Below are 26,683 nucleotides of genomic sequence, written 5' to 3'. Positions count from 1 at the left end.
AATGACCGTTCACAGGATCGCTCGGAGAGCCTCCTTACGATCCCTGGAAGACTGATCCAAAGTAACGGGGGCGTCAATGGCGGAGATTGCCGCTCTCAGGGGAACTCCGGCGGGCGGCGTTCGCGGTAACCGGCCCGCGAGGCTCAGACCCAGGAATCGCCCCTGCCGAGATGGCTCACGCCGAGATGGGTCAGGACGCTGGCGCCGATATCGGCGAAGCTTTCCCGCCGTCCGAGCGGCCCCGGCTTCACCGCCGGCCCGAAGCAGAGGATCGGGACGTGCTCCCGCGTGTGGTCGGTTCCGCGCCAGGAGGGGTCGTTGCCGTGGTCGGCGGTGACGACGACGAGATCCTCCGGGCGCAGCGCCGAGGCGATCTCCGGCACGCGCCGGTCGAAGGCCTCGATCGCGGCGGCATAGCCCGGAATGTCGCGGCGGTGGCCGAACTCGCTGTCGAAGTCCACGAGATTGGCGAAGACGAGCCCGCCCTCCGGCAGGTGCCTCATCGCGTCGACGGCGGCGGTGAGGCAGGCGTCGTTGCCGTGCGGCTTGATCTCCTCGCCCGTGTTGCGGTGGGCGAAGATGTCGCCGATCTTGCCGACGGTCACGACCGCGCGCCCCGCCTTGGAGAGCGTGTCGAGGATGGTGTCGGAGGGCGGCGGCGTCGCGAAGTCCTTGCGGTTGCCCGTTCGCCTGAAGCCGGCCTCGGCGCTGCCGACGAAGGGGCGCGCGATCACGCGTCCGATGCGGTAGGGGTCGCAGAGCGTCCGCACCGTGGCGCACAGGTCGTAGAGCCGCGCGAGGCCGAAGCTCTCCTCGTGCGCGGCGATCTGCAGCACGCTGTCGACGGAGGTGTAGCAGATCGGCTTTCCGGTCCGCATGTGCTCCTCGCCGAGTTCGTCGATGATCGCGGTCCCCGAGGCGTGCTTGTTGCCGAGGATGCCGGGGACCTTGCCCTGAGCGACGATGGCGTCGGTCAGTTCCCTCGGGAAGGCCGGCTGCGTGTCGGGGAAGTAGCCCCAGTCGAAGTCCACGGGAACGCCGGCGATCTCCCAATGGCCCGAGGGCGTGTCCTTGCCCCTGGACGTCTCGACCCCATAGCCCCAGGCGCCCTTCAGCGGACCCTGCGGCGCGAGGTTCGGCGGCACGCGACCGGTCGAGGCTTCGCAGGCGAGGCCGAGGCCGAGCGCGGAAAGGTGCGGCAGGTGCAGCGGCCCCTGCCGCAGGCCCGCCCGGTCGCCCCGGCCGGCCGCGCAGGCCTCCGCGATGTGGCCGACCGTGTCGGCGCCGGCGTCGCCATAGGCGGCGGCGTCTTCCGCGCCGCCGATGCCGACGGAGTCGAGCACGATGAGAAGAGCGCGAGGCATGATGGAAGTCCTTCGTCCGAAATGCGTGGCGATCCGTTCAGGGCGCGCGGTCAGTGGCGATGGCCTGCGCCATGCGCGTGGGCGGGATGGTGGCCGTGCGAATGGTCATGGTCATCGTGTCCGTGGGTTTCGGCGTGCGGGTCGAGCGGGCATTCCGGACCGTGCCGGGGCCCGCCCGCCGACCTGATCTCGATCTGCAGCGTCGCATGGCCGATGCCGAAGCGCCGCTTCAGCTCCGCCTGCGCTTCGGCGAGGAAGCGGTCTCCGGGGTGGCCGCCCGGCATGACGAGATGCACGGTCAGGGCCGTGTCGGTCGTGCTCATGGCCCAGACGTGCAGGTGATGGACGCGCGCGACCCCGGGCAGGGCCTCCAGCGTCTTGCGCACCTCCGTCATGGAGATGCCGCTCGGCACGCCGTGAAGCGACAGGGCCAGCGACTGGCGCAGGAGGTCCCACGTGCTCCAGAGAACGACCCCGGCGATGACGAGGCTGATGACCGGATCGACCCATGTGGCGCCCGTCCAGAGGATGACGGCGCCCGCAATGACGACTCCCAGGGAGACGACGGCGTCGGCGGCCATGTGCAGGAAGGCGCCGCGGATGTTGAGGTCGTCCTCGCTGCCCTTCATGAAGAGGAGGGCGGTGAAGCCGTTGATCAGGATGCCGATGCCGGCCACGATCATGACCGTGACGGCGGCCACGGGGGTGGGTTCGAGAAGGCGGCGGATCGACTCCCACGCGATGCCGCCGACGGCGACGAGCAGGAGGAGCGCGTTGAAGAGCGCTGCGAGAATCGAGCTCGAGCGCAGGCCATAGGTGAAGCGCTCCGTCCGGCTGCGCCGCGCGAGCAGGGCCGCGCCCCAGGCGATGGCGAGGCCGAGCACGTCGCTCAGGTTATGGCCCGCATCCGACAGGAGGGCCATCGAGTCCGCCAGGAATCCGTAAGTCGCTTCGATCGCGACGAAGCCCAGGTTGAGGACTATGCCGATCACGAAGGCGCGCCCGTGGCTCATCGGGTGAGCGTGGCCGTGATGGGAATGGCCGTGATGGTGATGCGCGTGCATGGTCTCTACTCGCGGACCGTGTTCCGGGTGTCCGCTTCCAGGTTGAAGGCCGCGGCGAAGAGCGCCCGGGTATAATCCGTCTGCGGCTGCGTGAAAATCGTCTCGGCGGGGCCTTCCTCCACCACCTTGCCGTTCTGCATGACGAGAACGTGGTTCGCGAGCGCGCGCACCACCTTCAGGTCGTGGCTGATGAACATGTAGGCGAGGTCGCGCTGCTTCTGGAGGTCGCGGAGCAGCTCGACGATCTGCGCCTGAACCGACATGTCGAGGGCCGAGGTCGGTTCGTCGAGCATGACGAAGCGCGGCTCCAGCGCCATGGCGCGGGCGATCGCGATGCGCTGGCGCTGGCCGCCGGAGAACTCGTGGGGGTAGCGGTCCATGGTCGCGGGATCGATGCCCACGTCGTGGAGCGCCCGCGCCACCACGTCGCGGCGCCGGGCATAGGACAGGCCGTGCTTCTGCACGAGGAGGCCCTCCTCCACGATCTCCGCCACCGACAGGCGCGGCGAGAGCGAGCCGTAGGGGTCCTGGAACACCACTTGCAGGTCCTTGCGCATCGGCCTGATCGCGCCCGAGCCGAGGCTGTCGATGCGTCGCCCGAGGAAGACGATGGGCCCCTCCGACGACACGAGGCGCAGGACGGCGAGGCCCAGCGTCGTCTTGCCGGAGCCGGATTCGCCCACCACCCCCACCGTCTCGCCCTGCCGCACGCGCACCGAAACGCTGTCCACGGCCTTCACGTGCCCCACGGTGCGGCGCAGGAAACCCCGCTTGATGGGAAACCACACCTTGATCGGGCCTGCCTCGACCACGGTCGGCGCATCCGCGGGAACGGGGTTGGCGCGCCCCTTCGGCTCGGCGGCGAGGAGCTTCTTCGTGTAGGGATGCTGCGGATTCTGAAAAACCTCCGCCACCGTTCCCTGCTCGACGATCCGCCCCTTGAGCATCACGCAGACCCGGTCCGCCACCTTGCGGACGATGCCGAGGTCGTGGGTGATGAACAGCATCGCCATGCCGAGCCGGTCCTTCAGCTCCGCGAGAAGCTTGAGGATCTGCGCCTGCACGGTCACGTCGAGGGCCGTAGTCGGCTCGTCGGCGATCAGGAGGTCCGGCTCGTTAGCGAGGCTCATGGCGATCATCACGCGCTGGCGCTGACCGCCGGAAAGCTGGTGGGGATAAGCGCCGAGCCGGCTCTCCGCGTCGCGGATGCCGACGAGCGAGAGGAGCTCGAGGGTGCGGGCACGCGCATCGCGGTCGGAGAGCCCCCGGTGCAGCTTCAGGATCTCCCCGACCTGCCGCTCGATGGTGTGGAGCGGGTTGAGCGAGGTCATGGGCTCCTGGAACACCATGGTGATGTCGTCGCCGCGCACCCGGCGCATGGCGTCCTCGTCCGCCGCAAGGAGGTCCTGCCCCTTGAACAGGATGCGCCCCGACGGGTGCGAGGCGGCAGGGTAGGGCAGGAGCCTGAGGATGGAGAGGGCCGAGACCGACTTGCCGGAGCCGGATTCGCCCACGAGCGCGACCGTCTCGCCTTTGCGGACGTCGAAGGAGACCCGGTCGACCGCGAGCATGTCGCGCCCGTCCTGGCGGAAGGCGACGGAGAGATCCTGAACGGAGAGGAGCGGCTCGGTCATTGGAACGTCTTCCGCGGGTCGAAGGCGTCGCGCACGGCCTCTCCGACGAAGATGAGGAGGCTGAGCATGAGCGCGATCACGAAGAAGCCCGTCAGCCCGAGCCAGGGCGCCTGCAGGTTGGCCTTGCCCTGCGCGAGCATCTCGCCGAGCGAGGGCGAGCCGGGCGGCAGGCCGAAGCCGAGGAAGTCGAGCGAGGTGAGGGTGGTGATCGAGCCGTTGAGGATGAAGGGCAGGAAGGTGAGGGTCGCCACCATGGCGTTGGGCAGGAGGTGCTTGAACATGATGGTGACGTTGGACAGGCCGAGTGCCCGCGCCGCGCGCACGTACTCGAAGTTTCGCGCGCGCAGGAACTCGGCGCGCACCACGCCCACCAGCGACACCCAGGAGAACAGGAGCAGGATGCCGAGCAGCACGAAGAAGCTCGGCGTGATGATCGCCGAGATGATGATGAGCAGGTAGAGGGCCGGAATGGCGGTCCAGATCTCGATGAAACGCTGGAACAGCAGGTCGACCCAGCCGCCGAAATAGCCCTGGACGGCCCCGGCGAGCACGCCGATCGCCGAGGAGATGCCGGCGAGGATGAGGCCGAACAGCACCGAGATGCGGAAGCCGTAGATCAGCCGCGCCACCACGTCCCGGCCCTGGTCGTCCGTGCCGAGCCAGTTCCATTCGATGTCCCCGCATCCCGTGCCGCCCTTGCGCTCGGCGATGGGCCGGCACTGCTCGTCCGTGAGCATCCAGGTGGGCGGCGCGGGGGCCGGCACGGGCAGGTCGAGATTGTGGGTGTTGTAGGAGAAGCGGATCGGCGCCCAGATCGCCCAGCCGTTCGCGTCGATCTCCTTCGCGATGACCGGATCGCGGTAGTCGGTCTGCGCCAGGAAGCCGCCGAACTTCTCCTCCGGATAATCCACGAAGACGGGATAGAGCCACTCGCCCTTGTAGGAGACGAGGAGCGGCCTGTCATTGGCGATGAACTCCGCGAACAGGCTGAGCACGAACAGGACCGCGAAGATCCAGAAGGACCAGTAGCCGCGCTTGTTGGCCTTGAAGTTCTGCAGGCGCCGGCGGTTGAGCGGCGAGAGGCGGATGAAGCCCTCCCGCGGCAGGGGCGGAGCCACGGGAGCGTTGGCGGCGGGCGAGGCGACGGGCACGTTCTCGTTCATCTCACGCCTCCCGCGTCTCGAAGTCGATGCGCGGGTCGATCCAGGTATAGGTGAGGTCCGAGATCAGGTTCACCGCAAGGCCGACCAGGGAGAAGATGTAGAGGTTCGCGAACACCACCGGGTAGTCGCGGTTGACGATGGATTCGAAGGACAGGAGCCCGAGGCCGTCGAGGGAGAAGATCGTCTCGATGAGGAGCGCGCCCGCGAAGAACGCTCCGATGAAGGCGCCCGGAAATCCGGCGATGACGATCAGCATCGCGTTGCGGAAGACATGGCCGTAGAGCACCTGCCGCTCGGACAGACCCTTCATCCGCGCGGTCAGCACGTACTGCTTGCGGATCTCGTCGAGAAAGGAGTTCTTGGTGAGCAGCGTCGAGGTGGCGAAGGCGCCGAGCGCCATTGAGGTGATGGGCAGCGCGATGTGCCAGAAATAATCGAGGATCTTGCCGCCGAGGGAAAGCTGGTCCCAGTTCTCCGAGGTGAGGCCGCGCAGGGGGAAGATCTGCCAGAACGAGCCGCCGGCGAAGAGCACGATCAGGAGGATCGCGAAGAGGAAACCCGGGATCGCGTAGCCGACGATCACGACGCCCGAGGTCCAGATGTCGAAGGCAGACCCGTCCCTCACGGCCTTGCGGATGCCGAGCGGGATCGAGATCGCGTAGGAGAGCAGGGTCATCCACAGGCCGAGGCTGATCGAGACGGGCAGCTTCTCCCGGATGAGCTGCAGCACGGAGATGTCGCGGAAATAGCTCTTGCCGAAATCGAAGCGGGCGTAGTCCCACAGCATCTTGAGGAAGCGCTCCGAGGCCGGCTTGTCGAAGCCGAACTGCACCTCGAGCTGCTTGATGAACTGCGGGTCGAGGCCCTGCGCGCCGCGGTAGCGGGAGGAGGCGGCCTCTCCGCCCCCGCCCGCGGCCGCCTGACCGCCGGACAGGTCGCCGCCTCCGCCCGAGATCCGGGAGGTGGCGCCGGAATCCTGGCCCTGGAGCTGGGCGATGATGCGCTCCACCGGGCCGCCGGGCGCGAACTGCACGATGACGAAGGAGATCAGCATGATGCCGAGCAGGGTCGGGATCATGAGGAGAACGCGGCGCGCGATATAGGCCAGCATCAGGCGCCTTTCCGCTGGCGGCCGATGCGGCCGAGATGGGTGTCGCCGAAGGCGGATGCGTATTTCAAGCCGTACCCCAACATGCGGTCGAATCCGATATGCGCCGCCCAGATGGCGGCAAGTCCGAGCGGGAGCGGCTCTCCCGTCAGGAGGCCCCATCCGGCCAGGACGGCCGGCGCAATGGTAGAATGAAGCGCGTTGTAGAGGATAGCCCCCCGCCGCGGACCCGCGAGATAACCGGCGAAGCTCAGGTCCGGCAGAAGGAACAGGAGGGCATAGAGCCACCAGGACAGGCCGGTGAGGCCGAATCCCCAGGTCGCGAGCACGAGAAGGACGAAGCCCTCCAGCCGCAGGATCGTCCGCGGCGCGCCCTCCACGAAGGCCGCCTCCGCAGGGGCGGCAGTCGCCGGGAAAACCGCTGCATCGCAGCCTGTCTCGCGGCCCGCACGGCTCGGCATCGTCTTCAAGGCTCAACCCCTGCCGATCCGCCGCGCCTTCTCGGCGTCGTACCACCAGGTTCCCGGCGCGCCGGAACTCAGCTTCGGCTTGGTCGCGGGCCGGGAGAACATGTCCCAGTAGGCCACCCAGTCGGCGGGCTTGAACCACATGGGCACCCAGTAATGGCCGGCCCGCAGGACCCGGTCGAGGGCGCGGCACGCGGTCACGAGCTCCTGCCGCGTCTTCGCCGATCCGATCACGTCGATGAGCGCGTCTACCGCCGGGTCGTCGATGCCCGCGATGTTGTAGGACCCCGGCGAACGCCCCGCCTGCGAGCCGTACACGACCCTCAGGGAATCGCCCGGGGTCGTGGATCCCGTCAGGGCGCGGGAGGTGATGTCGAAGTCGTAGGATTCCATCCGCCGCTGGTACTGGGCCGCGTCGACGATGCGCGACTGGGCGTTGATCCCGAGGCGCTTCAGGTTGGCCTGGAAGGGCTGCACGTGCGGTTGGAAGGCAGCTTGGAAATCCAGGAACTCGATGGTGAAGGGCTGCCCGTTCGGCAGCTTGAGCACGCCGCCTTCGCGCTTGCAGCCTGCCTCGCGCAGGAGCTCGTCCGCCCGGCGCAGGAGGCGCCGGTCCTGGCCGGAGCCGTCGGAGACCGGCGGCGTGTAGGGCTCGCCGAAGACGGAAGGCGGCAGCCTGTCGCGGAAGGGTTCGAGGAGGGCGGCCTCCTCCGGCGAGGGCGGGCCGCTCGCCTTCATCTCCGAGCTCTCGAAGTAGGAGGTCAGGCGCCGGTAGGACCCGTACATGATGTTCGCGTTGGTCCACTCGAAGTCGAAGGCGAGCCCGATCGCCTCGCGGATGCGCGGGTCCTTGAAGGCTTCCCGGCGGGTGTTGAAGTACCAGCCCTGGATGGAGGACGGGGCGTCGTTGGGGATCTCCTCCTTCTTGACGCGCCCGTCCCGGACGGCGGGGAAGTCGTATCCGGTCGCCCAGGTCCGGGAGGTGACCTCCTCGTGGAAGTTGAGCGTCCCGTTCTTGAACGCCTCGAAGGCGACGATCCTGTCCCGGAAATACTCGTAGCGGATGCGGTCGAAGTTGTTCTGGCCGACATTCACGGGCAGGTCCTTCGCCCAGTAGTCGGGCACGCGCTCGAACTCGATGAAGCGGCCCTGCTCGAAGTGCCCGACCTTGTAGGGCCCCGAACCGAGGGGAGCCTCCAGGGTCGCGGCCTCGAAGTCGCGGCCCTGCCACCAGGCCTCGGAGAAGATGGGCATCCCCGCGATCACCAGGTGCAGGTCGCGGCTGCGCTTGGGCGAGAGGCGGACGAGCAGAACCTCGTCGCTTTCCGGCTCGGCGGTCTCGAGCTGGGTCAGCAGGAGCCGGAAGGTCGGGTGCCCCTTCTCCTTGAGGATGTTGAGGGAGAAGGCGGCGTCCTTCGCCGTCAGGCGCGAGCCGTCGTGGAACCGGGCTTCCGGACGGAGCAGGAAGCGGTAGGCGAGCTTGTCCTCGGAGACGCGCACCGCCCGCGCCACCAGCCCGTACATGGCGTCCGGTTCGTCTCCGGAGGCGGCCATCAGGCTGTCGAAGGTAGCCGTCATGCCCGCCGCGCCGTCGCCCTTGAGCACGAAGACGTTGAGGGTGTTGAAGGTGTCGAAGTTCTGGTTGCCGAGCCCCTGCCGGATCTGGATCGCCAGGGTGCCGCCCTTCGGCGCGGCGGGGTTCACATAGTCGAAGTGCCTGAAATCGGGCCCGTACTTGAGATCGCCGAAGCTCGAGAGGCCGTGCACCTCGCCGCCGCTTCCCGCCTCCTGGGCGAGGGCCGGCCCGACCCGGCCGGCGAGGAGGGCGGCGGCGGTTCCGAGGAGCACCGTCCGGCGGGTGGGATGGGAACGGGTCATCGGGCGGCTCCCGTCCTGGCGGCCCTGGCCGCGTCGTACCACCAGACCGTCGGGAAGCCGGAGGCGCCGTAGAGCGGCAGCGTCTCGGGGCGCCCGAAGCGGTCCCAGCGGGCCGTGCGCTGCTTCCGATAGGTCCATTGCGGGATCACGTAATCGTGGGCCAGCAGCACCCGGTCGAGGGCCCTGGTCGCTGCCACGAGCTCCTCCCGGTCCTTGGCGAAGATCACCCGGTCGATCAGGGCGTCGACGCCGGGGTCCGCGATCCCGGCCAGGTTGCGGGAGCCCTCGCGCTTGGCCGCCTGCGAGCCCCAGAATTCGCGCTGCTCGTTGCCCGGCGAAAGGGACTTGCCCCAGATCCCGGAGATGACGTCGAAGTCGAAGGAGCGGATCCGGTTCACGTACTGGACGTCGTCGACGATCCGCACGGTGGTGACGATGCCGAGCCGGTCGAGGGACGCCTTGTAGGGAAGATAGATGCGCTCGTCGTTCGGCGTGCTGCCGAGGAGTTCGACGGTCAGGGTCTCGCCCCTGGCGTTCACGCGGCGCCGGTCCTTGAGCTCCCAGCCCGCCTCGCGCAGCAGGCGGTCGGCCTCGCGCAGATTGGCGCGCACCGCCTCGGGGGTGTCGCTCACGGGGTTCCTGTAGGGCGTGGTCATGACCTCGGGCGGGATCTTATCCTTCACCGATTCCAGGATCTCGCGCTCCTTGCCTTCGGGAAGGCCGGAGGAGGCGAGTTCGAGGCCGAAGAAGTAGCTCGAGATGCGCTCGTACTGCCCCGAGAAGATCGTCTTGTTGATCTCCTCGAACGGGAAGGCGAGGTTGAGGGCGCGCCTGACCTTAGGGTCCTTGAACTTGTCGCGGCGCAGGTTGGGCACGAAGGCTTGCATCACGCCGGAGGCGCGGATCGGGAACTCCTCCAGGATCACCTTGCCCTGCTGGCGCGCCGGGAAATCGTAGCCGGTCGCCCAGTTGCGGGCGCTGTTCTCGCTGCGGAAGTCGATGCGGTCGCCCTTGAACGCCTCGAGCAGCACCGTCGCGTCGCGGTAGTACTCGTAGCGGACCTCGTCGAAATTGTACTTGCCCACGTTCACGTTGAGGGCGGCGCCCCAGTAGTCCTTCACCCGCTCGTAGGTGGCGCTGCGGCCGGGATCGAAGCTCTTCAGGCGGTAGGGGCCCGAGCCCAGCGGCGGCTCCAGGCTCGTCTGCGTCACGTCCCGCCTGCGGCCGTCGGGACCCGTACCCTCCCACCAGTGCCTGGGCAGAACGAGGAGCTGGCCCATGATCTGCGGGAGCTCCCGGTTTCCCTTCTGGTCGAAGGTGAACTTCACCTCCCGCTCGCCCGCCTTCTCCGCCTTCTCCACATTCTTGTAGTAGAAGGCGTAGGTGGGGCTGTTCGCCTTCAGCACCTCGAAGGAGAAGATCACGTCCTCGACGGTCACGGGCCGGCCGTCGTGCCAGCGCGCCTCCGGGCGCAGGCGGAAGGTGACGGAGGAGAAGTCCTCCGGATACGAGAAGGCCTCGGCCAGAAGGCCGTAGGAGGCGCTCGGCTCGTCCAGGGACGGGGTGACCAGGGTCTCGTAGATCAGGCCGAGCCCCTGCTCGGGCGAGCCCTTCACCCCCGCCACGACGATGTTGAAGCTGTCGAAGGTGCCCTGGGCGCCGAAGCGGACGAGGCCGCCCTTGGGGGCATCGGGGTTCACGTAGTCGAAATGCCTGAAGCCGGGCGGGTATTTCGGCTCGCCGAGGAGGGCCGCGCCGTGCCTCCAGGAAGCGTCCTGCGCCGCGACGGAGGAGAGGGGCAGGCAGGCGAGGAGGCTCAGCAGGACGGTGCGGATCACAAAGGGTCTCCCGGCGGCGTGGCGTCGTTCCCGAACGGTTACATTTTTGTCCGGAACGGGACGAGCGCAAGGGCGCAGAGCCCAAAACAAAAGCCGGGCGGAGGCCCGGCTTTGCGGAGTTCGATGGGCTTGGACGCCTTACTGGGCGGCTGGGAAGGCCACCGGACTGTCGGAGAGGGTGCGCATATAGGCGAGGATGTCGGCCCGCTCCTCGCCCTTCGCGACGCCCGCGAAGGCCATCAGGGTGCCGGGCACGTCCTTCTTCGGGTTGGCGATGAACTTGTCGAGTTCCTCGTAGGTCCAGTTCCCGCCCTTCGCCTTCAGGGCGCCCGAGTAGTTGAAGCCCTCGTGCGAGGCGACCGGACGGCCGACCACGCCGTAGAGGCCCGGGCCGACCTTGTTCGGGCCGCCCTTCTCGAAGCTGTGGCAGGCCTGGCACTTCTTCGCGGCCGCCTGGCCCTTCGCCGGATCGGCCTTCGCCAGGAGGACCGGGAGCGGCTCCGACTTGGCCGCGGCGGCGCCTTCGCCGCCCCCGGCCGCGGTTTCCTCGGGAGCCGGAAGATCGTAGCCCGGAATGGCGGGCTTCTTCGGAGCGAAGACCCCGCTGGCGATCACGTTGACGCCGACCACGAAGAGCAGCGTCCCAAACACGGCGCCCGCGATCTTATTGGTCTCGATATTCATGAATCAGGCTCTCCTCGCCTTAACCTGCGGCGGAACCGGCGCGACGAATGGATGGCGCGCGGGCGGGGAGCCCGCGACCGTGGCGTTGCTTAGCCGCAGAGATAGGGGTTTGACAATGGGGGTCAGCGGCTTTCGGTCGGTCTCGTGGTCGCACGGTCGCGAAATGCCACGCTTCCGTCCGGCTCCGGGCCCCGCCCGCTGGCGGGACCATGACAAACCCGCCCGGCCTTGGTAAGGACGCGCCACTTCCTTTCCGTGCCCGCCATGTCCCATCCCCTCGTCCTGATTCCCGCCCGCCTCGCCGCGACGCGCCTGCCGAACAAGCCCCTGGCCGACATCGCCGGGGAGCCGATGATCGTCCATGTCTGGCGGCGGGCCATGGAGTCCGGCGTGGGCCCCGTCGCCGTCGCCACCGACGCCGAGGCCATCGCCGAAGCGGTGACCCGCGCCGGCGGCACCGCCGTGATGACCCGCGCCGACCACGCCTCGGGCTCCGACCGCATCTTCGAAGCTGTGGAAAAGCTCGATCCGGAGGGGCGTCACGACGTGGTGGTGAACGTCCAGGGGGATCTGCCGACCATCGATCCCAGGGCCATCGCCGAAGCGGTCCGGCCCCTGTCCGACCCTGCCGTCGACATCGCCACCCTCGTCGCCCCCATCGTGCGGGAGGAGGAGCGCACCAACCCGAACGTGGTCAAGATGGTGGGAAGCGAGGTCGCTCCCGGCCGCTTCCGCGCCCTCTATTTCACCCGCGCCACCGCGCCTTACGGGGACGGGCCGCTCTATCATCACATCGGCCTCTATGCCTACCGGCGCAGGGCGCTGCAGCGCTTCGTCGCCCTTCCTCCCTCGCCCCTGGAAGTGCGGGAGAAGCTCGAGCAGCTCCGCGCCCTGGAGGCCGCCATGCGCATCGACGCCATGGTCGTGGGCGGGGTGCCGCTCGGGGTCGACACGCCCGAGGATCTCGAACGCGCGCGCGCCATGATCGCCGCCCGGAGGACATCATGAAGAAGATCATCTCGTTCCAGGGCGAGCCGGGAGCCAATTCCCACATCGCCTGCGCGGAGGCCTATCCCGACTGGACCGTCCTGCCGTGCCCCACCTTCGAGGACGCCTTCGCGGCCGTGAACGAGGGTCAGGCGGGCCTCGCCATGATCCCCATCGAGAACTCCATCGCCGGACGCGTGGCGGACATCCACCATCTCCTGCCGACCTCGGGGCTGCACATCGTCGGCGAGCACTTCCTGCCCATCCACTTCCAGCTCATGAGCGTGCCGGAGGCCGACCTCGGGACGATCAGGAGCGTGCACAGCCACGTCCACGCGCTCGGCCAGTGCCGCAAGATCATCCGCAAGCTCGGGCTCAAGGCCCATGTGGCGGGCGACACGGCGGGCTCCGCCCGGGAGGTGGCCGAGTGGAAGGACAAGACCCGGGCCTCGCTCGCGCCGCGCATGGCCGCGGAGATCTACGGGCTCAAGATCCTGGCGGAGGACGTGGAGGACGAGGCGCACAACACGACCCGCTTCGTGATCCTCTCCAAGACGCCGCAATGGGCGCCGGCCGGGGACGCTCCGACCGTGACGAGCTTCGTGTTCCGCGTCCGCAACCTGCCGGCCGCCCTCTACAAGGCGCTCGGCGGCTTCGCGACCAACGGCATCAACATGACGAAGCTCGAAAGCTACATGCTGGAGGGCGGCTTCACGGCGACGCAGTTCTACGCGGAGGTGGACGGCCACCCGGAGGACGTCAACCTCAAGCGTGCCCTGGAGGAGCTCGCGTTCTTCTCCCGCGAGCTGCGCATCCTCGGCGTCTACCCCGCGAGCCCCTTCCGGGAGACGATCGGGGAAGCGGCGGAGTGACCTTCCGCATCGACCCTGCGACGGTCGCGGACGCGGAGGCCATCGCCCGCGTCCACGTGCAGGGCTGGCGCGAATCCTACAAGGATCTGCTCAATCCCGCCTCCCTCGCGGGCCTCTCCGTCGAGGAGCGGGCTGCGATGTGGAAGGAGGGGCTGGCCGTACGCGACCCGGGGACGCTGGCCCTCGTCGGCCGGACCGGGGAGGGCGAGGCCGTCGGCTTCGCCATCGGCGGCCCGACGCGCTCCGAGGGCACCGTTCCCCTCGGCACGGAGGCGGAGATCTATGCGATCTATCTCCTCGACCGGGTCAAGCGCCGGGGCCTCGGCCGCGCGCTGATGGCGGGACTGTTCGCCCACTTCGTCCGCCGGGGCTTTGCGTCGGCGGGCCTCTGGGTCCTCAGGGACAACGGCGCGGCCCGCCGCTTCTACGAGGCGCTCGGCGGAGAGGCGGGGCCGGAGCAGGACCTGGAGCTGCGCGGGCAGACCGTGACCGAGATCGCCTACCGCTTCGCGCCGATTCCCGTCCTTTCCTAGAGCATCGAGCGCAAAAGTGGGAACCGGTTTTGCGCGAAAAGATGCATGAAATCATAAGCCTGGGGCATCGGACGTGAGTTCGAATTCTCGTCCGATGCTCTAACGTCCTTCCTACGAGCCCTGCACCCAGTGGCGCAGGAGATGGTGCGCGATCGCGATCGGCATCGGCGCCGCGAAGGTCTCGTGGGTCCCGTCGAGCATCCGCCGCACGTCGTCCTTGGTGAACCAACGGGCGTCCTCCAGCTCCGCCGTGTCGAAGGCGATGTCCTCGCTCTCCGCCTCGCCCGCGCAGCCGATCATGATGGAGGAGGGGAAGGGCCAGGGCTGGGAGGCGACGTAGCGCACCGCGCCGACGCGAACGCCCGCTTCCTCGAGCACCTCCCGGCGCACCGCGTCCTCGATGGTCTCGCCCGGCTCCAGGAAACCCGCGAGGCAGGAATAGGTCCGCGGCGCGAAACGGGGCTGGCGTCCGAGGAGGCATTTGTCGCCGCGGGTCACCAGCATGATCACGACCGGGTCCGTGCGGGGAAAGTGCTGCGCCTCGCATTGCGGGCAGTCGCGGCGGAACCCGGCCTGCGCGTGCCTCGTCGGCGCACCGCAATTGGCGCAGAAGCGATGGCGCGCATGCCAGTCGAGCAGCGACTTCGCCATGGCCAGGGTCCCGAGCTCCTCCGGCGGCACGAGGCCGCTCATGGCGACGGCGCGCAGGTTCTCCACTGTGAAGGCCGGGTCGTCCTGGAACGGCTTCGCCATCTCCGCCGCCGCCAGGGTGGCGATGACCGGCCTCTCGCCGAGATAGCCGAGGAAGACCTGCTCCCGGTGCTCCGGCAGCCTGTCCAGCACGGAGGCGGGGAGGAAACCCGATCCCGGCCGGCCCGCCGCGAGGACCGGCAGGTCCCCCGCGAGGAGGACGATGGCCGCGCCGGGATCGCGCGCATGGCGGGCGAGGGCGTCCGGGTCGTGCTCGACGCTGTGGCGGACGAGCCGGTTCGTGATGTAGGCCATCGATGTCATGGAGCGTCTCGGATGTCAGGCGGCCGCGAACAGGGCGGCGGCGCGTTCGATCAGGGCGGCGGCCGCATGGGCCGGGTAGGGCGTGCGGGTCCCGTGGCCCCAGACGGGGCCGGGCCAGGCCGGATCGGAGCGGAACCGCCCGACCACGTGCACGTGGAGCTGCGTCACGATGTTGCCGAGGGCGCCCACGTTCACCTTGTCTGGCTTGGCGAGCGCGCCCATCACCCGCACGGCGACGCGGATCTCCTCCATGAGCTGCGCGGCCTGCCCGCCGTCGAGATCCGTCAGCTCGCTCGCCCCGGGCACGCGCGGCACCAGCACGAGCCAGGGAAAGCGGGCGTCGTTCAGGAGGAGGACCGACGAGAGGGCGAGATCGCCCACGGGGATCGTGTCGGCTTCGAGGCGGGAATCGAGGAGGAAGGCTGAGCTCATCCGCGCACCGTAGAGCATCGTGCGGAAAAGTGGATCCGGTTTTTCCGCTTCCACGGCGCTCCCTTTCAAAGAGGAAGCACCGGATCGATCCGATGCTTTCGCCGAGCCTGACGCCTCTCGGCTAGGCCGCCCGCCCGGGCCCGGCGGAGCGGGGGAGGCCGGCCTGCGGCCGCGCGCGCTCCCGGAGCGCCCGCGACTCGGCGCGGATCCTGATCGCCAGTACGATTGCGTTCAGGAGGGAGAACGCGAGGGCGTACCGGGGAAGCCCGAAGGCGAGGGGCAGAACCGCGATCTCGGCGGCGACGACCAGATAGTTGGGATGGTTCATGAACCGGTAGGGGCCCGTCCGGACGAGGGGCGCCTCCGGCAGGACGAGGATGCGCGTGGTCCAGCGTTCGCCGAGGGTCGCCAGCACCCACAGGCGGGGAACCTGGAGGGCGAGATAGGCCGCGCTCCAGCCGGGCGCCGCGGGCCGGTCCCAGGCCAGGACCCAGAGGCCGAGGAGCCAGGCGGCGTGCACGGCGACGATCAGCCCGTAGTGTCCCGGCGCGACTTCGATCGCCCCGCGCGCCTTCAGGCGGCGCGTGTTGCGCCGCGACCAGGCCAGTTCGGCGATCCTCTGCGCCGTGACCAGGATCAGGAGGAACTGCCCCGCGCTCACGGGCGGCGCTCCAGGGCGAGGCAGGAGGCGGTGAATCCCGGCCCCATGGCGATCAGCAGGCAGCGCTCCGGCAGGCCCGCGCGCAGAACCCGCTCCAGCACGAACAGGACCGTCGGGGCGGACATGTTGCCGTGGGTGGCGAGGACGTCCCGCTCGTGGTCGAGGGTTCCCGGCTCCAAACGGAGGACGTGCTCGAGGGCCGCGATGATCTTCGGCCCGCCGGGATGGCACACGAAGCGGTCGATGGACGAGGGCTGGATCCCCAGCCGGTCCAGGATTCCGGCGACGGCGGACCCGAGATGGGTCTCGGCGAAGGGGGGCAGCGCCCGCGCGAGCACGACGCCGAACCCGTCCGGGTCGATGTCCCATCCCATGATGTCGAGGGTGTCGCGCCAAGTGTGCTCCCCTGAGCCCACGGCCGTGGCGAAGCCGCCGTCCCCGGCCCGCACGACGAGGGCGGCGGCGCCGTCGGCGAAGAGGGCCGTCGAGACCACGTTGGCGGCGGTCAGCTTGTCGGGCCTGACGGCCAGGGTGGACAGTTCGACCGTCACGAAGAGGACGGTGCTTCCCGGCGAGGCCGCCGCCAGGCGCATCGCGAGCGCCAGCCCGGTCACGCCTGCGGCGCAGCCGAGGCCGAAGAGGGGAACGCGCGCCACGTCCTCCCGGAAGCCGAGACGGTCCAGAAGATAGGCGTCGAGGCTGGGCGTCGCGATGCCGGTGGAGGAGGCGGTGACGACGGTGTCCACGTCGGCGCCGCTCAGACCGGCGCCGGCCAGGGCCTTGCGGGCCGCCTCCTCGAAAAGATCCGCCGCGCTCTGCAGGTAGACCTCCGTGCGGTCGGGCCAGCCATGGGGCTCCAGGTACCATTCGAGGGGCCGCGCCGCATGACGCTGCACGACGCCCGCGGTCTCGAACACCTGCTCGACCTTGTCGAAGTCGCCGAACTTGTCGCCGAACACCCGGCGCGCGGCCTTCGCGATGTCCTTCTGCGTCAGGACGTGGGGCGGAACCGCGGTCGCGAGCGACAGAAGGGCCGGTCGGAGTGCCATGAGGGTTCTCGCGCCTGCGGGAGAGATCCCTAAAAAAGGGCGGCACGCCCGCATGGCGAGCCCGTGCCTTCGCCGATGGTAGCACGCCGCGAAGCGGTTCGGACCGGTCCAGGTCCGGGCGACGAAGGTCACGTTTCGGTGAGGCCTGGTGCGACCGCCGTCCTGCCGGTCATGCCGGCCCGACCGGAGCCTATTGACAGAGCCGGGATACAGGTCCTTATTTGTTTCATGGGGATTGCGATCTCCCCACGAGGCGACATGCCCAAGCATCGCATCCGGATATCTTTTTTACGGATGTGCCATGTCGTCATTCAACACGATCTCCATCGATAAGCTTTCACGCCTTATGGGTACTCCCAAGTGCCCCGTCCTCATCGATGTCTGCACCGATGATGATTTTGCCTGTGACCCGCGCCTGGTCCCGGGAGCCGTTCGGCGCCCCTTCGCCTCGGTGTCCGAGTGGGCGCATGAGTTCAAGGATCGTTCCGTCGTCGTCATTTGCCGCAAGGGCCTGAAACTGGGCCAAGGCGTCGCGGCCTGGCTCAGGCATGAGGGGATCCCTGCCGATTCCCTCGAAGGCGGCACCGTGGCGTGGGCTGAGGCAGGGCTGCCCATGGTGCCCGAAGCGAAGATCCCCGCTCGCGATTCGAAAGGGCGGACCGTATGGGTCACCCGCTCACGACCCAAGATCGACCGCATCGCCTGCCCCTGGCTCATTCGGCGCTTTGTCGATCCGAATGCCGTTTTTCTGTTCGTTCAGCCGTCGCAGGTTCCTGCCGTTGCGGAGCGCTTTGGCGCGACACCCTTCGACATAGAAGGCGAGGACGTGTTCTGGAGCCACCGGGGCGAGAAGTGCACCTTCGACACCATGCTCGAGGAATTCGGGCTGGTGACCGAACCGCTCCTGCGCCTGGCCGCCATCGTCAGGGGAGCCGATACGGCGCGGCTGGACCTTGCTCCTGAAGCCGCCGGACTGCTCGCTGCATCCTTAGGTCTTTCGCGCATGTATGCAGACGACCTCGAGCAACTGGAGGCGGGTACGATACTGTACGATGCCTTGTACCGTTGGTGCCGCGACGCTACCGATGAGACCCACAACTGGCCTGTCAGAAAGTGAGGTTGGCATGACGGATACACCAACCCTTCCAACCCTCCGGCAGCGCCGAGAGGCTTTCTCGCATGGCGTGACCCTCGGAGAGGCGTTCCGCGTATGGCTGCGGGTCGCAGCCCTGAGCTTCGGCGGTCCTGCGGGTCAGATCGCCGTCATGCATAGGATCCTCGTCGAGGAGAAGCGCTGGATTTCCGAGGGCCGCTTCCTGCATGCGCTCAATTACTGCATGATGCTGCCGGGCCCTGAGGCGCAGCAGCTCGCCACCTATATCGGCTGGCTCATGCATCGCACGCTCGGCGGTCTCGTCGCCGGAGTGCTGTTCGTCCTGCCCGGCGTCATCGCGATCATGGCGCTCAGCATCGTTTATGCCCTGTTCGGCAAGGTCGGTATCGTCGCGGCCCTGTTCTTCGGTCTCAAGGCCGCCGTGCTCGCCATCGTTCTTCAAGCGGTGGTACGCATCGGGACGAGATCGCTCAAGAACCGGATCCTGGTCGCGCTCGCCGCTGCGGCATTCGTCGCGATCTTCTTCTTCGGCACGCCATTTCCGGCCATCGTCCTCACCGCAGGCATCGTCGGCTTTATCGGCGGGCGGGTCGGGGCGTTTGCCTTCCAGGCCGGAGGCGGTCATGATGCTGCGAAAGACGGCAAGCAGGGAGCGGACGCCGAGGCCTTATTGGGAGAAGAACTTCCCGAGCATGCCCGCCCGACCGCAGCGAGGGCGCTGCGCGTTTCAGCCGTCTGCCTCGCCCTCTGGCTCGTGCCCGTCGCCGCGCTCCTCGCGACGCTCGGTCCCGATAACGTTTTCAGCCGTATCGCGACCTTCTTCTCGACCATGGCGGTCGTGACCTTCGGCGGCGCCTACGCGGTGTTGGCCTATGTGGCCCAGCAGGCGGTCGAGAACTACGGCTGGCTCCAGCCTGGCGAGATGCTCGACGGCCTCGGCATGGCCGAGACCACCCCCGGTCCCCTGATCATGGTCCTCCAGTTCGTCGGTTTCATGGGTGCGCTTCGCGATCCCGGTGCGCTGCCGCCGCTGATCGCGGGTGTGCTGGGGGGGCTGCTTGCCACCTGGGTGACGTTCGTTCCGTGCTTTCTGTTCATCTTCCTGGGGGCGCCGTTCATCGAGGTGCTTCGCGGCAACCAGGCTCTGCATGGCGCCCTGTCGGCCATCACGGCGGCGGTGGTCGGCGTGGTGCTGAATCTTGCCGTGTGGTTCTCGATCCATGTCATGTTCCGCGAGACGTGGCCCGTGCGCGGCCTGGGCCTGTCCTTCGATGCTCCGGTGCTCGAAAGCGTCGATCCGTGGGCGCTGCTGCTGTCGGCAGTGGCCGTGGTGGCCATGTTCCGGTTCAAGGCCGGCATGATCCCGACACTGGCGGCCTGCTCGGCCGCCGGTATCGTCCTCTATCTCGCGGGAGCGATCTCATGACGGGAGAGCATAGGCGCTCTCCGGAACGACGGGGCAGCGCGACCTGTTTCCCGCCCCCTTGGGGAGGAGGGCCAGGGTGGGGGAGCGGCGACGCCCGGAACGGCGCGCCCACGCCCGCCTCCGGCTCCTTCCCGGGCGGGGAGGGGCCGGGTGACGCGGCCCGCGAAGGTCGGAGCTTCGCGAGGGGGAGAGTTCTCCCGCGCTCCCCGAGGCCTCCAGGATCTACCGGGGCAGGGGCCCATTGCGGCATCGGCGCGCTTGCGTTCCGGGTCCGAAGGTTCCATATAGGCCCTGGGAGGTTGGCGAGGGACGTCTCACTCGCCAACCGGGTCAGGTCCGGAAGGAAGCAGCCCTAACGAGACCGAACGGGTCTTCGTCCAGCCTCCCACCCCGGCGCTTCGCGCGGCGGCCCCGTCTTTTCCAGTTTTGCAGCCGATGGACGAAACCACAGCTGGCACGCCCCCGAACGACGAGCCGGCTCTGCCGGGCTTTCCTCCTGCGCCGGCCCCGCCCGCCCAGGGCGCCTATCGCGTCCTCGCCCGCAAGTACCGCCCCCGCACCTTCGACGACCTGATCGGCCAGGAGGCCATGGTCCGCACCCTCTCGAACGCCTTCGAGACGGGCCGGATCCCCCAGGCCTGGATGCTCACCGGCGTCCGGGGCGTCGGCAAGACCACGACCGCCCGGATCCTCGCCCGCGGCCTCAACTACCAGACGGCCGACGGGGGCGGCGGGCCGACCATCCACATGCCGGCCCTGGGCGTCCATTGCGAGGCGATCATGGAATCCCGGCACGTGGACGTGCTGGAGATGGACGCCGCCTCCCACACGGGCATCGACGACGTCCGCCAGATCATCGACGGCATCCGCTACTCGCCGGTCTCGGCCCGCTACAAGGTCTACATCATCGACGAGGTGCACATGCTCTCGGAGAAGGCGTTCAACGCCTTCCTGAAGACCCTCGAGGAGCCGCCTCCCCACGCGAAGTTCATCTTCGCCACCACCGAGATCCGCAAGGTCCCCGTCACCATCCTGTCCCGCTGCCAGCGCTTCGACCTGCGCCGCATCGACGCCGACAAGCTCGTGGCGCATCTCGCCCGCATCTGCGAGGCGGAGGGCGTCCGGGCGGAGCAGGAGGCGCTCGCCGCCATCGCCCGCGCGGCGGAAGGCTCGGCCCGCGACTCGCTTTCCCTGCTCGACCAGGCCATCGCCCACGGGGCGGGCGTCGTGAAGGCCGAGACCGTGCGGGACATGCTGGGGCTCGCCGACCGCACCCAGGTCATCGACCTGTTCGAGGCGGTCATGCGCGGGGATGTGCCAGCGGCCTTCGCGAACCTGCGGACGCAGTACGATTCGGGCGCGGACCCGGCCGTCGTCCTCTCGGACCTCGCCGCGTTCTCCCACACGGTTACCCGGCTCAAGCTCATTCCCGAGGCGGCGAAGGATCCCGCCCTCTCCGAGGCGGAGCGGAGCCGCGGCCTCGATTTCGCCCGCGGGCTTCCGGTGCGCGCCCTGTCCCGCGCCTGGCAGATCCTCCTGAAGGGCATTCCCGAGGTTCAGGGCTCCAACCGGCCCGTCGCCGCGGCCGAGATGGTGCTGGTGCGCCTCGCCTATGCCGCCGACCTGCCGACCCCGGACGAGGCCCTGCGCGCCCTGCGCGACGGCACGCCGCTGCCCGCCGGCGGCCCCGCTCCGGCATCGCCCTCGTCCTCGTCCGCCTCGCCTCCGACCTCGTCGGGCAACATGGCCCTGGCCTCGTCCCAGCCCCGTCCGCAGCCGCGGCCCGATGTCCGGAGTGCGGCGCCCGCCGTCCGCCTCCGGCGCTTCGAGGACGTGGTCGCCCTGGCCGGGGAGAAGCGGGAAATCGTGCTCAAGGCCGCCCTCGAGCGGGAGGTGCGCCTCGTCCGCTTCGAGGAGGGCAGCATCGAGCTGAGCCTCGCCGAAGGCGGAAGCCGCACCATCGCCAACGACCTTGCCCGCGCGCTCCAGCAATGGACCGGCCAGCGCTGGATGGTCGCCTTGTCCACGGAGCAGGGCGCGCCGACCCTCCACGAGCAGGCGCTCGCCGCCGAGCGCGAGCGCCGGGAGGGAGCGGCCAGCCATCCCCTGGTCCAGGCGGTCCTCGCCAAGTTTCCCGGTGCGCAGATCGTCAACGTGATCGAGCGCAAGCCCGACGAGCAGGCCTCCGATGCGGAGACCGGGATCCTCGGCGAGGCGGATGCGATGGCGGCCCACGAGACCGAGGCCGACGACGACCTGGATTGAGGAGACCGTCATGAAGGACATCATGGGATTGATGAAGCAGGCCCAGGCCATGCAGCAGAAGCTGCAGGACGCCCAGGCCGCCCTGGACAACGTGGAGGTCGAGGGCACCGCCGGCGGCGGCGTCGTGACCGTGAAGGTGACGGGCAAGGGCGCCCTGAAGGCGATCAGCATCGATCCGTCCCTCATGAACCCCGACGAGAAGGAGATTCTCGAGGATCTCATCGTCGCCGCCATGAACGACGCCCGCGCCAAGGCGGAGCGGGCCGCCCAGGAGCGGATGGCGGAGCTCACCCGGGGCCTGCCGCTGCCTCCGGGACTGAAGCTCTTCTAAGGATCCTCGATGGCCCAGAACGTCGCCGGTCCCGAGATCGAACGCCTGATCCAGCTCCTGGCCCGCCTGCCGGGCCTTGGTCCTCGCTCGGCCCGGCGCGCCGCCCTGCACCTCATCAAGAAGCGCGACACGCTGCTCAACCCCCTGAGCGAGGCCATGCGCGTCGCCAACGAGCGCATCGTCGTGTGCTCGTCCTGCGGCAACGTCGATACCTCCGATCCCTGCACCATCTGCCGCGACCCGCGCCGCGACGCCTCCATCCTCGTGGTGGTGGAGGACGTGTCGGACCTCTGGGCGCTGGAGCGCTCGGGGGCCGTCAACGCCCGCTATCACGTGCTCGGCGGCGTGCTCTCGCCCCTCGACGGCGTGCGGCCCGAACACCTCAACTTGGACCGGCTCGTCGCCCGCGCCTCCGAGCCGGGCGTCGCGGAAGTGATCCTCGCCCTCAACGCCACCGTCGACGGTCAGACGACCGCCCACTACATCACCGAACTCCTGGCCCACCTGCCGGTGAAGGTGACGCGGCTCGCCCACGGCGTGCCGGTGGGCGGCGAGCTCGACTATCTCGACGAGGGCACCCTCTCGGCGGCGATCCGCCAACGGACGGCGTTCTAGAGGCTCCGCCCCGTCGTTCCGGGGCCGCGCAGCGGAGCCCGGAACCCATAACCATGAAGTCCCGGAAAGGGCTGCAGGGGGAAGCCGTTGTGCCGCCTTCTTCAGCGCGGGCGTCTATGGATTCCGGGTTCGCCTCCGGCGCCCCGGAATGACGCTTCATGATCAGGTGACAGGCCCGGCCGCCGTTGCTAAGCAGGCCTCTCCGCATTCCTCCGAAGCCTTCGAGCCGATCCCATGTCCCATACCGATCTCGCCGATCTTGCCCGCACCATCGACGCCGCCTGGGAGGACCGGGCCAATGTGAGCCCCGGCACCGCGGGTGCCGTGCGCGAGGCCGTGGAAGAGGCGATCCACCTTCTGGACTCCGGCCGGGCCCGCGTCGCCGAGAAGACCGGCGGCGAATGGCAGGTGCATCAGTGGCTGAAGAAGGCGGTGCTGCTGTCCTTCCGCCTCAACGACATGGGCATCATCAAGGGCGGCCCGGGCGAGGCGGTGTGGTGGGACAAGGTGCCCTCCAAGTTCGACGGCTGGACGGAGAGCGAGTTCAGGCAGGCCGGCTTCCGCGCCGTCCCGAACTGCACCGTGCGGCGCGGCGCCTACATCGCGCCCGGCGTGGTGCTGATGCCCTCCTTCGTCAATCTCGGCGCCTATGTGGACGAGGGCACCATGGTCGACACCTGGGCGACGGTCGGCTCCTGCGCGCAGATCGGCAGGAACGTGCATCTCTCCGGCGGCGTCGGCATCGGCGGCGTGCTGGAGCCGCTCCAGGCCAATCCTACCATCGTCGAGGACAACTGCTTCATCGGCGCCCGCTCGGAGGTGGTCGAGGGCGTCGTGGTGGGGGAGGGCTCCGTGCTCTCCATGGGCGTCTTCATCTCCGCCTCCACCAAGATCGTCGACCGCAACACCGGCGAGGTCTTCGTCGGCAAGGTTCCGCCCTATTCGGTGGTCGTCCCCGGCACGCTCCCCGGCAAGCCGCTGCCCGACGGCTCTCCGGGCCCGTCCCTCTCCTGCGCCGTCATCGTGAAGCGCGTCGACGCGCAGACCCGCGCCAAGACGGGCATCAACGAGCTGTTGAGGGATTGATTTGAAACATTATATCTGCCAAGCCCAGTGACTTTCTGGGCTTGGCAGATATGTGGGCAATATTGAGATTTTTCTTCAGCTTCCGCGGACGCATCGGTCGGCTTCAGTTCTTCTATGGCATCCTGTTCTGGGCGGTAGTGCTGACCGTCACGTTTACAGTCCATCTCAATTCGGTCTGGTTTAGCTTCTCACCTTCGACACTCATTGTTCTGGTGGCGGCTGTCTCGTGCACAGCGCTGCAAGTGAAGCGGTTTCATGATCGGAACCGTACAGGTTGGCGCGTGAGCATCTTCTGCATTCTGTTCGTGGCCTCGGCCATATTCCATCCTTTGTTTGTTGGGCTCCTGGCGGTTTCCATCGAACACATGGTCGAGTTACTGATTATGGCTGGCACAAAAGGGCCGAACCATTATGGTCCTGCTCGGAAGCCACCTCCTGAACCTGTGCCAGCATGACGATTTATACACCGCTATCCCTCGCCCAGTCCCTCCTCCGCTGCCCCTCCGTGACGCCCGAAGAGGGCGGGGCGCTCGCGTTCATCGAGGGCGTCCTGCGCGAAGCGGGCTTCGAAGTGCACCGGCCCGTCTTCTCCGAGCCCGGCACGCCGGACGTGGAGAACCTTTATGCCCGCTCCGGCTCGGGCAGGCCCTACCTGCTCTTCGCGGGCCACACCGACGTGGTCCCGCCCGGCGACCGTGCCCGCTGGCGGCACGATCCGTTCGGCGGCGAGATCGACGGCGGCGAGCTTCACGGGCGCGGCGCGGTGGACATGAAGGGCGGCATCGCCTGCATGATGGCGGCGGCGCTCGCCTTCATCCGAGAGCGGCCGGATTTTCCGGGTTCCATCGGCTTCCTCATCACGGGCGACGAGGAGGGGCCCGCCGTCAACGGCACCGTGAAGCTCCTCGACTGGGCGAAGGCCCGCGGCGAGCGGTTCGATGCCTGCATCCTCGGCGAGCCCACCAACCCGGAGCGGCTCGGCGACATGATCAAGATCGGCCGGCGCGGCTCCCTCACCGGGCACGTGACGGTCGAGGGCAAGCAGGGGCACGTGGCCTATCCGCACCTCGCGGACAACCCGATCCCGCACCTCCTGCGGCTGCTCGGCGCGCTCGTCGCGAAGCCCCTCGATTCCGGCACCGCGCATTTCGACGCCTCGAACCTCGAGGTGACGACGGTCGACGTGGGCAATCCCGCCTCCAACGTGATCCCGGCGGCGGCGAGAGCCACCTTCAACATCCGCTTCAACGACCTCTGGACGCCGGAGAGCCTCGAGGGGGAGATCGCCCGCCGCCTGCGGGAGGCGGCGGGCAACGCGGTGCGCTACACCCTGACCATGGAGCCGACCAATGCGGTCGCGTTCCTCACCGAGCCGAACGACTTCGTGCGCTTCGTCGCCGATGCGGTCGAGGCCGAGACCGGGATCCGGCCGAAGCTCTCCACCACCGGCGGCACGTCCGACGCCCGCTTCATCGTCCGGCACTGTCCCGTGGTCGAGTTCGGCTTGGTGGGCCAGACCATGCACCAGGTCGACGAGCGGGTCGCGGTGGCCGACCTCGATCGCCTCGCCGCCATCTACCGGAAGGTGCTGGAGGCCTATTTCCCGGCCTGACCGCCCGTCTCGCCCATCCGGGAAGCCGGGGACGAAGCGTCGCAGCGTCCGACCAAAGTCGATATTTCCCGGAACCGTTCGCGGAATTTGCCGGTTCTTGGTGGGCAACGATCTCCCCGGAGCTCTGCCCATGATCGTCACCGCCGACGAAGTGAATCGCTCGTTCAAAGGCACCCTCGACCTCCTCAACAGTCGGGTCGAGGGGCTCAAGGCGTTCGACATGAGCGAGCGGGGGTTCTGGCGCTCGTTCGCGGCGATCTGGCTCACGCTTCCCGCCTATATCGTAGCGGTCGCCTTCGAGCGGCTGCGCCTCGGCCTGCTCGTCCCGGACCATCCCCTGCTCGACAGCTTCCGGATCGACCTCGTCGTCGCCCTCGGGCAGGTCGCGAGCTTCCTGGCGCTGCCGGTGGCGATGATCTGGGGCGCGCGGAAGCTGGGGCTCACCCGGCGCTACGTCCCGTTCGTGATCGTCACGAACTGGATCAACGTGATGGCGATGCTCGTCCTGTCGGTGCCGGCTCTCCTGCTGCTCCTCGGCTGGGCGCCGCCGCCGCTGGCCGGGCTCTTCGGCCTGGCCTTCTTCGTCATCGTCTTCCGCGTGCAGTGGTTCGCCACCAAGGCGACCCTCGGCATCGACGGGCTCACCGCCTTCGGCATCGTCGCCACGGGCGTGCTGCTCAACAGCCTCATCCACGCCGCCATGCGGGGGCTCCTGAGCTAGATCGGCTTCCCGCCTCAGTCGGGGTAATCGACGCCGACCAGGTAGAGGCCCATGGAGGGGGCCATGGGCCCGCAACGGGTCCGGTCCCGCGCGTCGAGGGCGGCGCGCACGTCGCTCACCGACCAGCGGCCGGCCCCCGCCCGCTCCAGGGTGCCCACCATGGAGCGGACCTGGTGGTGCAGGAAGGAGCGGGCCGAGGCGTAGACCCGGATCTCGTCGCCCACCCGCTCCACGTCGAGCCTGTCGAGAGTCCTCACGGGGCTGTTCGCCTGGCACTCGGCAGCGCGGAAGGTGGTGAAGTCGTGCCGCCCGACCAGGGTCTGGGCGGCCGCGTGCATCACGGCGGCGTCCAGCGGCCAGGCCACGTGCCAGGCCCTGTCGATGTCCAGGGCGGGCGGCGAGCGGCGGTTGAGGATCCTGTAGAGATAATGGCGCCTGACGGCTGAAAGGCGGGCATGGAAGGTGTCGGGAACCCGCATGGCGGAAAGGATCGCGACCGGCCGTGGCCGCAGATGGGCGTTGGTGGCGTCACGGACCGTGTCCTCCCGCCATTCCCTGGCGAGATCCACGTGGACCACCTGATGGGTGGCATGGACGCCCGAATCCGTGCGTCCGGCGCAGTGGATCCGCACCGTCTCCCCCGCGAAGCGGGCGATGGCCTCCTCCACCGTCTGCTGCACCGATAGCCCGTTCGTCTGGTGCTGCCAGCCGGTGAACGGCGTGCCGTCATATTCGACGACGAGCTTGTAACGGGGCATGTCAGGC

At 68.6% G+C, this 26,683-nt stretch carries 26 protein-coding genes and 1 other RNA gene; 13 read left to right on the top strand and 14 right to left on the bottom strand.

The features are described from left to right. Window positions 1–143: 143 nt before the first annotated feature. From GDR74_RS15130 to GDR74_RS15090, 9 genes are all read right to left on the bottom strand, one after another. Complete coding sequence (locus GDR74_RS15130) at window positions 144–1,364, bottom strand: phosphopentomutase (RefSeq protein ID WP_152587074.1); 1,221 nt, start codon at window positions 1,362–1,364, stop codon at window positions 144–146. Window positions 1,365–1,414: 50 nt separating this feature from the next. Next, entirely contained in the window at window positions 1,415–2,428 is a 1,014-nt protein-coding gene (locus GDR74_RS15125; RefSeq protein ID WP_152587073.1) for a cation diffusion facilitator family transporter, read from the bottom strand. A gap of 5 nt (window positions 2,429–2,433) precedes the next feature. Further along, window positions 2,434–4,062, bottom strand: coding sequence for an ABC transporter ATP-binding protein (locus GDR74_RS15120; RefSeq protein ID WP_152587072.1), 1,629 nt, complete (start codon window positions 4,060–4,062; stop codon window positions 2,434–2,436). Next, window positions 4,059–5,225 carry an ABC transporter permease gene (locus tag GDR74_RS15115; protein WP_152587071.1) on the bottom strand — a complete coding sequence of 389 codons (1,167 nt, stop codon included), beginning with the start codon at window positions 5,223–5,225 and terminating at the stop codon, window positions 4,059–4,061. Before GDR74_RS15115 ends, GDR74_RS15120 begins: the two co-directional genes overlap by 4 nt. A 1-nt stretch (window position 5,226) precedes the next feature. After that, window positions 5,227–6,336 (bottom strand): microcin C ABC transporter permease YejB, encoded by a 1,110-nt coding sequence (locus GDR74_RS15110; RefSeq protein WP_152587070.1) that lies wholly within the window; start codon window positions 6,334–6,336, stop codon window positions 5,227–5,229. Beyond that, window positions 6,336–6,794, bottom strand: a complete 459-nt coding sequence (locus GDR74_RS15105) for a DUF4260 domain-containing protein (RefSeq protein ID WP_152587800.1) — start codon at window positions 6,792–6,794, stop codon at window positions 6,336–6,338. The genes GDR74_RS15110 and GDR74_RS15105 overlap by 1 nt, the downstream gene beginning before the upstream one ends. A gap of 12 nt (window positions 6,795–6,806) precedes the next feature. Further along, window positions 6,807–8,678: an extracellular solute-binding protein gene (locus GDR74_RS15100; protein ID WP_152587069.1), complete on the bottom strand. Its 1,872-nt coding sequence runs from the start codon at window positions 8,676–8,678 to the stop codon at window positions 6,807–6,809. After that, the gene (locus tag GDR74_RS18285) at window positions 8,675–10,516 is read right to left on the bottom strand and encodes an extracellular solute-binding protein (protein WP_152587068.1); all 1,842 of its coding nucleotides are present in this window, start codon (window positions 10,514–10,516) and stop codon (window positions 8,675–8,677) included. Before GDR74_RS18285 ends, GDR74_RS15100 begins: the two co-directional genes overlap by 4 nt. A gap of 138 nt (window positions 10,517–10,654) precedes the next feature. Continuing rightward, window positions 10,655–11,200 (bottom strand): c-type cytochrome, encoded by a 546-nt coding sequence (locus GDR74_RS15090; RefSeq protein WP_152587067.1) that lies wholly within the window; start codon window positions 11,198–11,200, stop codon window positions 10,655–10,657. Between the two features lie 264 nt (window positions 11,201–11,464). On the opposite strand from GDR74_RS15090, the gene GDR74_RS15085 reads away from it, so the two are divergent. From GDR74_RS15085 to GDR74_RS15075, 3 genes are read left to right on the top strand one after another with little or no spacing between them, the layout of a single operon-like run. Next, window positions 11,465–12,208 (top strand): 3-deoxy-manno-octulosonate cytidylyltransferase, encoded by a 744-nt coding sequence (locus GDR74_RS15085; protein ID WP_152587066.1) that lies wholly within the window; start codon window positions 11,465–11,467, stop codon window positions 12,206–12,208. After that, a complete protein-coding gene (locus GDR74_RS15080; protein ID WP_425486929.1) occupies window positions 12,205–13,059 on the top strand; it encodes a prephenate dehydratase in 855 nt (284 codons plus the stop codon). The genes GDR74_RS15085 and GDR74_RS15080 overlap by 4 nt, the downstream gene beginning before the upstream one ends. Continuing rightward, a complete protein-coding gene (locus tag GDR74_RS15075; RefSeq protein ID WP_152587065.1) occupies window positions 13,056–13,592 on the top strand; it encodes a GNAT family N-acetyltransferase in 537 nt (178 codons plus the stop codon). Before GDR74_RS15080 ends, GDR74_RS15075 begins: the two co-directional genes overlap by 4 nt. A gap of 111 nt (window positions 13,593–13,703) precedes the next feature. Here GDR74_RS15075 and nudC read toward each other — a convergent pair whose 3' ends face one another. The 4 genes from nudC to GDR74_RS15055 all read right to left on the bottom strand — a co-directional run bounded on the left by nudC (window position 13,704) and on the right by GDR74_RS15055 (window position 16,748). Further along, the gene (nudC, locus tag GDR74_RS15070) at window positions 13,704–14,606 is read right to left on the bottom strand and encodes an NAD(+) diphosphatase (protein WP_152587064.1); all 903 of its coding nucleotides are present in this window, start codon (window positions 14,604–14,606) and stop codon (window positions 13,704–13,706) included. A gap of 15 nt (window positions 14,607–14,621) precedes the next feature. Then, window positions 14,622–15,038 (bottom strand): HIT domain-containing protein, encoded by a 417-nt coding sequence (locus tag GDR74_RS15065; RefSeq protein WP_152587063.1) that lies wholly within the window; start codon window positions 15,036–15,038, stop codon window positions 14,622–14,624. 121 nt (window positions 15,039–15,159) lie between these two features. Beyond that, window positions 15,160–15,699, bottom strand: coding sequence for an isoprenylcysteine carboxyl methyltransferase family protein (locus GDR74_RS15060; protein WP_152587062.1), 540 nt, complete (start codon window positions 15,697–15,699; stop codon window positions 15,160–15,162). Next, window positions 15,696–16,748 (bottom strand): type III polyketide synthase, encoded by a 1,053-nt coding sequence (locus tag GDR74_RS15055; protein ID WP_152587061.1) that lies wholly within the window; start codon window positions 16,746–16,748, stop codon window positions 15,696–15,698. Before GDR74_RS15055 ends, GDR74_RS15060 begins: the two co-directional genes overlap by 4 nt. Window positions 16,749–17,049: 301 nt before the next feature. On the opposite strand from GDR74_RS15055, the gene GDR74_RS15050 reads away from it, so the two are divergent. The 10 genes from GDR74_RS15050 to GDR74_RS15005 all read left to right on the top strand — a co-directional run bounded on the left by GDR74_RS15050 (window position 17,050) and on the right by GDR74_RS15005 (window position 25,918). Next, on the top strand, window positions 17,050–17,865 hold the full coding sequence (locus GDR74_RS15050; protein ID WP_152587060.1) for a chromate resistance protein ChrB domain-containing protein: 816 nt from the start codon (window positions 17,050–17,052) through the stop codon (window positions 17,863–17,865). 7 nt (window positions 17,866–17,872) lie between these two features. Next, complete coding sequence (gene chrA / locus GDR74_RS15045; protein ID WP_152587798.1) at window positions 17,873–19,288, top strand: chromate efflux transporter; 1,416 nt, start codon at window positions 17,873–17,875, stop codon at window positions 19,286–19,288. Window positions 19,289–19,581: 293 nt separating this feature from the next. Next, window positions 19,582–19,678: signal recognition particle sRNA small type (ffs, locus tag GDR74_RS15040), an RNA gene on the top strand. 45 nt (window positions 19,679–19,723) lie between these two features. Continuing rightward, window positions 19,724–21,553, top strand: a complete 1,830-nt coding sequence (locus GDR74_RS15035; protein WP_152587059.1) for a DNA polymerase III subunit gamma/tau — start codon at window positions 19,724–19,726, stop codon at window positions 21,551–21,553. 10 nt (window positions 21,554–21,563) lie between these two features. Then, window positions 21,564–21,884, top strand: a complete 321-nt coding sequence (locus GDR74_RS15030) for a YbaB/EbfC family nucleoid-associated protein (RefSeq protein ID WP_152587058.1) — start codon at window positions 21,564–21,566, stop codon at window positions 21,882–21,884. Window positions 21,885–21,893: 9 nt separating this feature from the next. Next, window positions 21,894–22,499: a recombination mediator RecR gene (gene recR / locus GDR74_RS15025; RefSeq protein ID WP_152587057.1), complete on the top strand. Its 606-nt coding sequence runs from the start codon at window positions 21,894–21,896 to the stop codon at window positions 22,497–22,499. Window positions 22,500–22,733: 234 nt separating this feature from the next. After that, window positions 22,734–23,585, top strand: a complete 852-nt coding sequence (dapD, locus tag GDR74_RS15020) for a 2,3,4,5-tetrahydropyridine-2,6-dicarboxylate N-succinyltransferase (RefSeq protein WP_152587056.1) — start codon at window positions 22,734–22,736, stop codon at window positions 23,583–23,585. A gap of 50 nt (window positions 23,586–23,635) precedes the next feature. Next, a complete protein-coding gene (locus GDR74_RS15015; protein WP_246180185.1) occupies window positions 23,636–24,040 on the top strand; it encodes a DUF805 domain-containing protein in 405 nt (134 codons plus the stop codon). Continuing rightward, window positions 24,037–25,197, top strand: coding sequence for a succinyl-diaminopimelate desuccinylase (gene dapE / locus GDR74_RS15010; RefSeq protein WP_152587054.1), 1,161 nt, complete (start codon window positions 24,037–24,039; stop codon window positions 25,195–25,197). Before GDR74_RS15015 ends, dapE begins: the two co-directional genes overlap by 4 nt. 130 nt (window positions 25,198–25,327) lie before the next feature. Beyond that, complete coding sequence (locus GDR74_RS15005; RefSeq protein ID WP_152587053.1) at window positions 25,328–25,918, top strand: hypothetical protein; 591 nt, start codon at window positions 25,328–25,330, stop codon at window positions 25,916–25,918. A gap of 14 nt (window positions 25,919–25,932) precedes the next feature. Here GDR74_RS15005 and truA read toward each other — a convergent pair whose 3' ends face one another. Continuing rightward, on the bottom strand, window positions 25,933–26,676 hold the full coding sequence (truA, locus tag GDR74_RS15000) for a tRNA pseudouridine(38-40) synthase TruA (protein WP_152587052.1): 744 nt from the start codon (window positions 26,674–26,676) through the stop codon (window positions 25,933–25,935). Between the last annotated feature and the right edge of the window lie 7 nt (window positions 26,677–26,683).

It is taken from the genome of Microvirga thermotolerans (assembly GCF_009363855.1).
Taxonomy (GTDB): Bacteria; Pseudomonadota; Alphaproteobacteria; order Rhizobiales; family Beijerinckiaceae; genus Microvirga; species Microvirga thermotolerans.
The sequence above is the reverse complement of the archived record's forward strand: the minus strand, read 5'-3'. Positions and strand labels throughout refer to the sequence as shown.

What these genes read in the sequence shown, in the direction of transcription:
- GDR74_RS15130 (WP_152587074.1), bottom strand. Translation starts at nt 1,364, where the DNA reads ATGCCTCGCGCTCTTCTCATCGTGCTCGACTCCGTCGGCATCGGCGGC.
- GDR74_RS15125 (WP_152587073.1), bottom strand. Translation starts at nt 2,428, where the DNA reads ATGCACGCGCATCACCATCACGGCCATTCCCATCACGGCCACGCTCAC.
- GDR74_RS15120 (WP_152587072.1), bottom strand. Translation starts at nt 4,062, where the DNA reads ATGACCGAGCCGCTCCTCTCCGTTCAGGATCTCTCCGTCGCCTTCCGC.
- GDR74_RS15115 (WP_152587071.1), bottom strand. Translation starts at nt 5,225, where the DNA reads ATGAACGAGAACGTGCCCGTCGCCTCGCCCGCCGCCAACGCTCCCGTG.
- GDR74_RS15110 (WP_152587070.1), bottom strand. Translation starts at nt 6,336, where the DNA reads ATGCTGGCCTATATCGCGCGCCGCGTTCTCCTCATGATCCCGACCCTG.
- GDR74_RS15105 (WP_152587800.1), bottom strand. Translation starts at nt 6,794, where the DNA reads ATGCCGAGCCGTGCGGGCCGCGAGACAGGCTGCGATGCAGCGGTTTTC.
- GDR74_RS15100 (WP_152587069.1), bottom strand. Translation starts at nt 8,678, where the DNA reads ATGACCCGTTCCCATCCCACCCGCCGGACGGTGCTCCTCGGAACCGCC.
- GDR74_RS15090 (WP_152587067.1), bottom strand. Translation starts at nt 11,200, where the DNA reads ATGAATATCGAGACCAATAAGATCGCGGGCGCCGTGTTTGGGACGCTG.
- GDR74_RS15085 (WP_152587066.1), top strand. Translation starts at nt 11,465, where the DNA reads ATGTCCCATCCCCTCGTCCTGATTCCCGCCCGCCTCGCCGCGACGCGC.
- GDR74_RS15080 (WP_425486929.1), top strand. Translation starts at nt 12,205, where the DNA reads ATGAAGAAGATCATCTCGTTCCAGGGCGAGCCGGGAGCCAATTCCCAC.
- nudC (WP_152587064.1), bottom strand. Translation starts at nt 14,606, where the DNA reads ATGACATCGATGGCCTACATCACGAACCGGCTCGTCCGCCACAGCGTC.
- GDR74_RS15065 (WP_152587063.1), bottom strand. Translation starts at nt 15,038, where the DNA reads ATGAGCTCAGCCTTCCTCCTCGATTCCCGCCTCGAAGCCGACACGATC.
- GDR74_RS15055 (WP_152587061.1), bottom strand. Translation starts at nt 16,748, where the DNA reads ATGGCACTCCGACCGGCCCTTCTGTCGCTCGCGACCGCGGTTCCGCCC.
- GDR74_RS15050 (WP_152587060.1), top strand. Translation starts at nt 17,050, where the DNA reads ATGTCGTCATTCAACACGATCTCCATCGATAAGCTTTCACGCCTTATG.
- chrA (WP_152587798.1), top strand. Translation starts at nt 17,873, where the DNA reads ATGACGGATACACCAACCCTTCCAACCCTCCGGCAGCGCCGAGAGGCT.
- GDR74_RS15035 (WP_152587059.1), top strand. Translation starts at nt 19,724, where the DNA reads ATGGACGAAACCACAGCTGGCACGCCCCCGAACGACGAGCCGGCTCTG.
- GDR74_RS15030 (WP_152587058.1), top strand. Translation starts at nt 21,564, where the DNA reads ATGAAGGACATCATGGGATTGATGAAGCAGGCCCAGGCCATGCAGCAG.
- recR (WP_152587057.1), top strand. Translation starts at nt 21,894, where the DNA reads ATGGCCCAGAACGTCGCCGGTCCCGAGATCGAACGCCTGATCCAGCTC.
- dapD (WP_152587056.1), top strand. Translation starts at nt 22,734, where the DNA reads ATGTCCCATACCGATCTCGCCGATCTTGCCCGCACCATCGACGCCGCC.
- GDR74_RS15015 (WP_246180185.1), top strand. Translation starts at nt 23,636, where the DNA reads ATGTGGGCAATATTGAGATTTTTCTTCAGCTTCCGCGGACGCATCGGT.
- dapE (WP_152587054.1), top strand. Translation starts at nt 24,037, where the DNA reads ATGACGATTTATACACCGCTATCCCTCGCCCAGTCCCTCCTCCGCTGC.
- GDR74_RS15005 (WP_152587053.1), top strand. Translation starts at nt 25,328, where the DNA reads ATGATCGTCACCGCCGACGAAGTGAATCGCTCGTTCAAAGGCACCCTC.
- truA (WP_152587052.1), bottom strand. Translation starts at nt 26,676, where the DNA reads ATGCCCCGTTACAAGCTCGTCGTCGAATATGACGGCACGCCGTTCACC.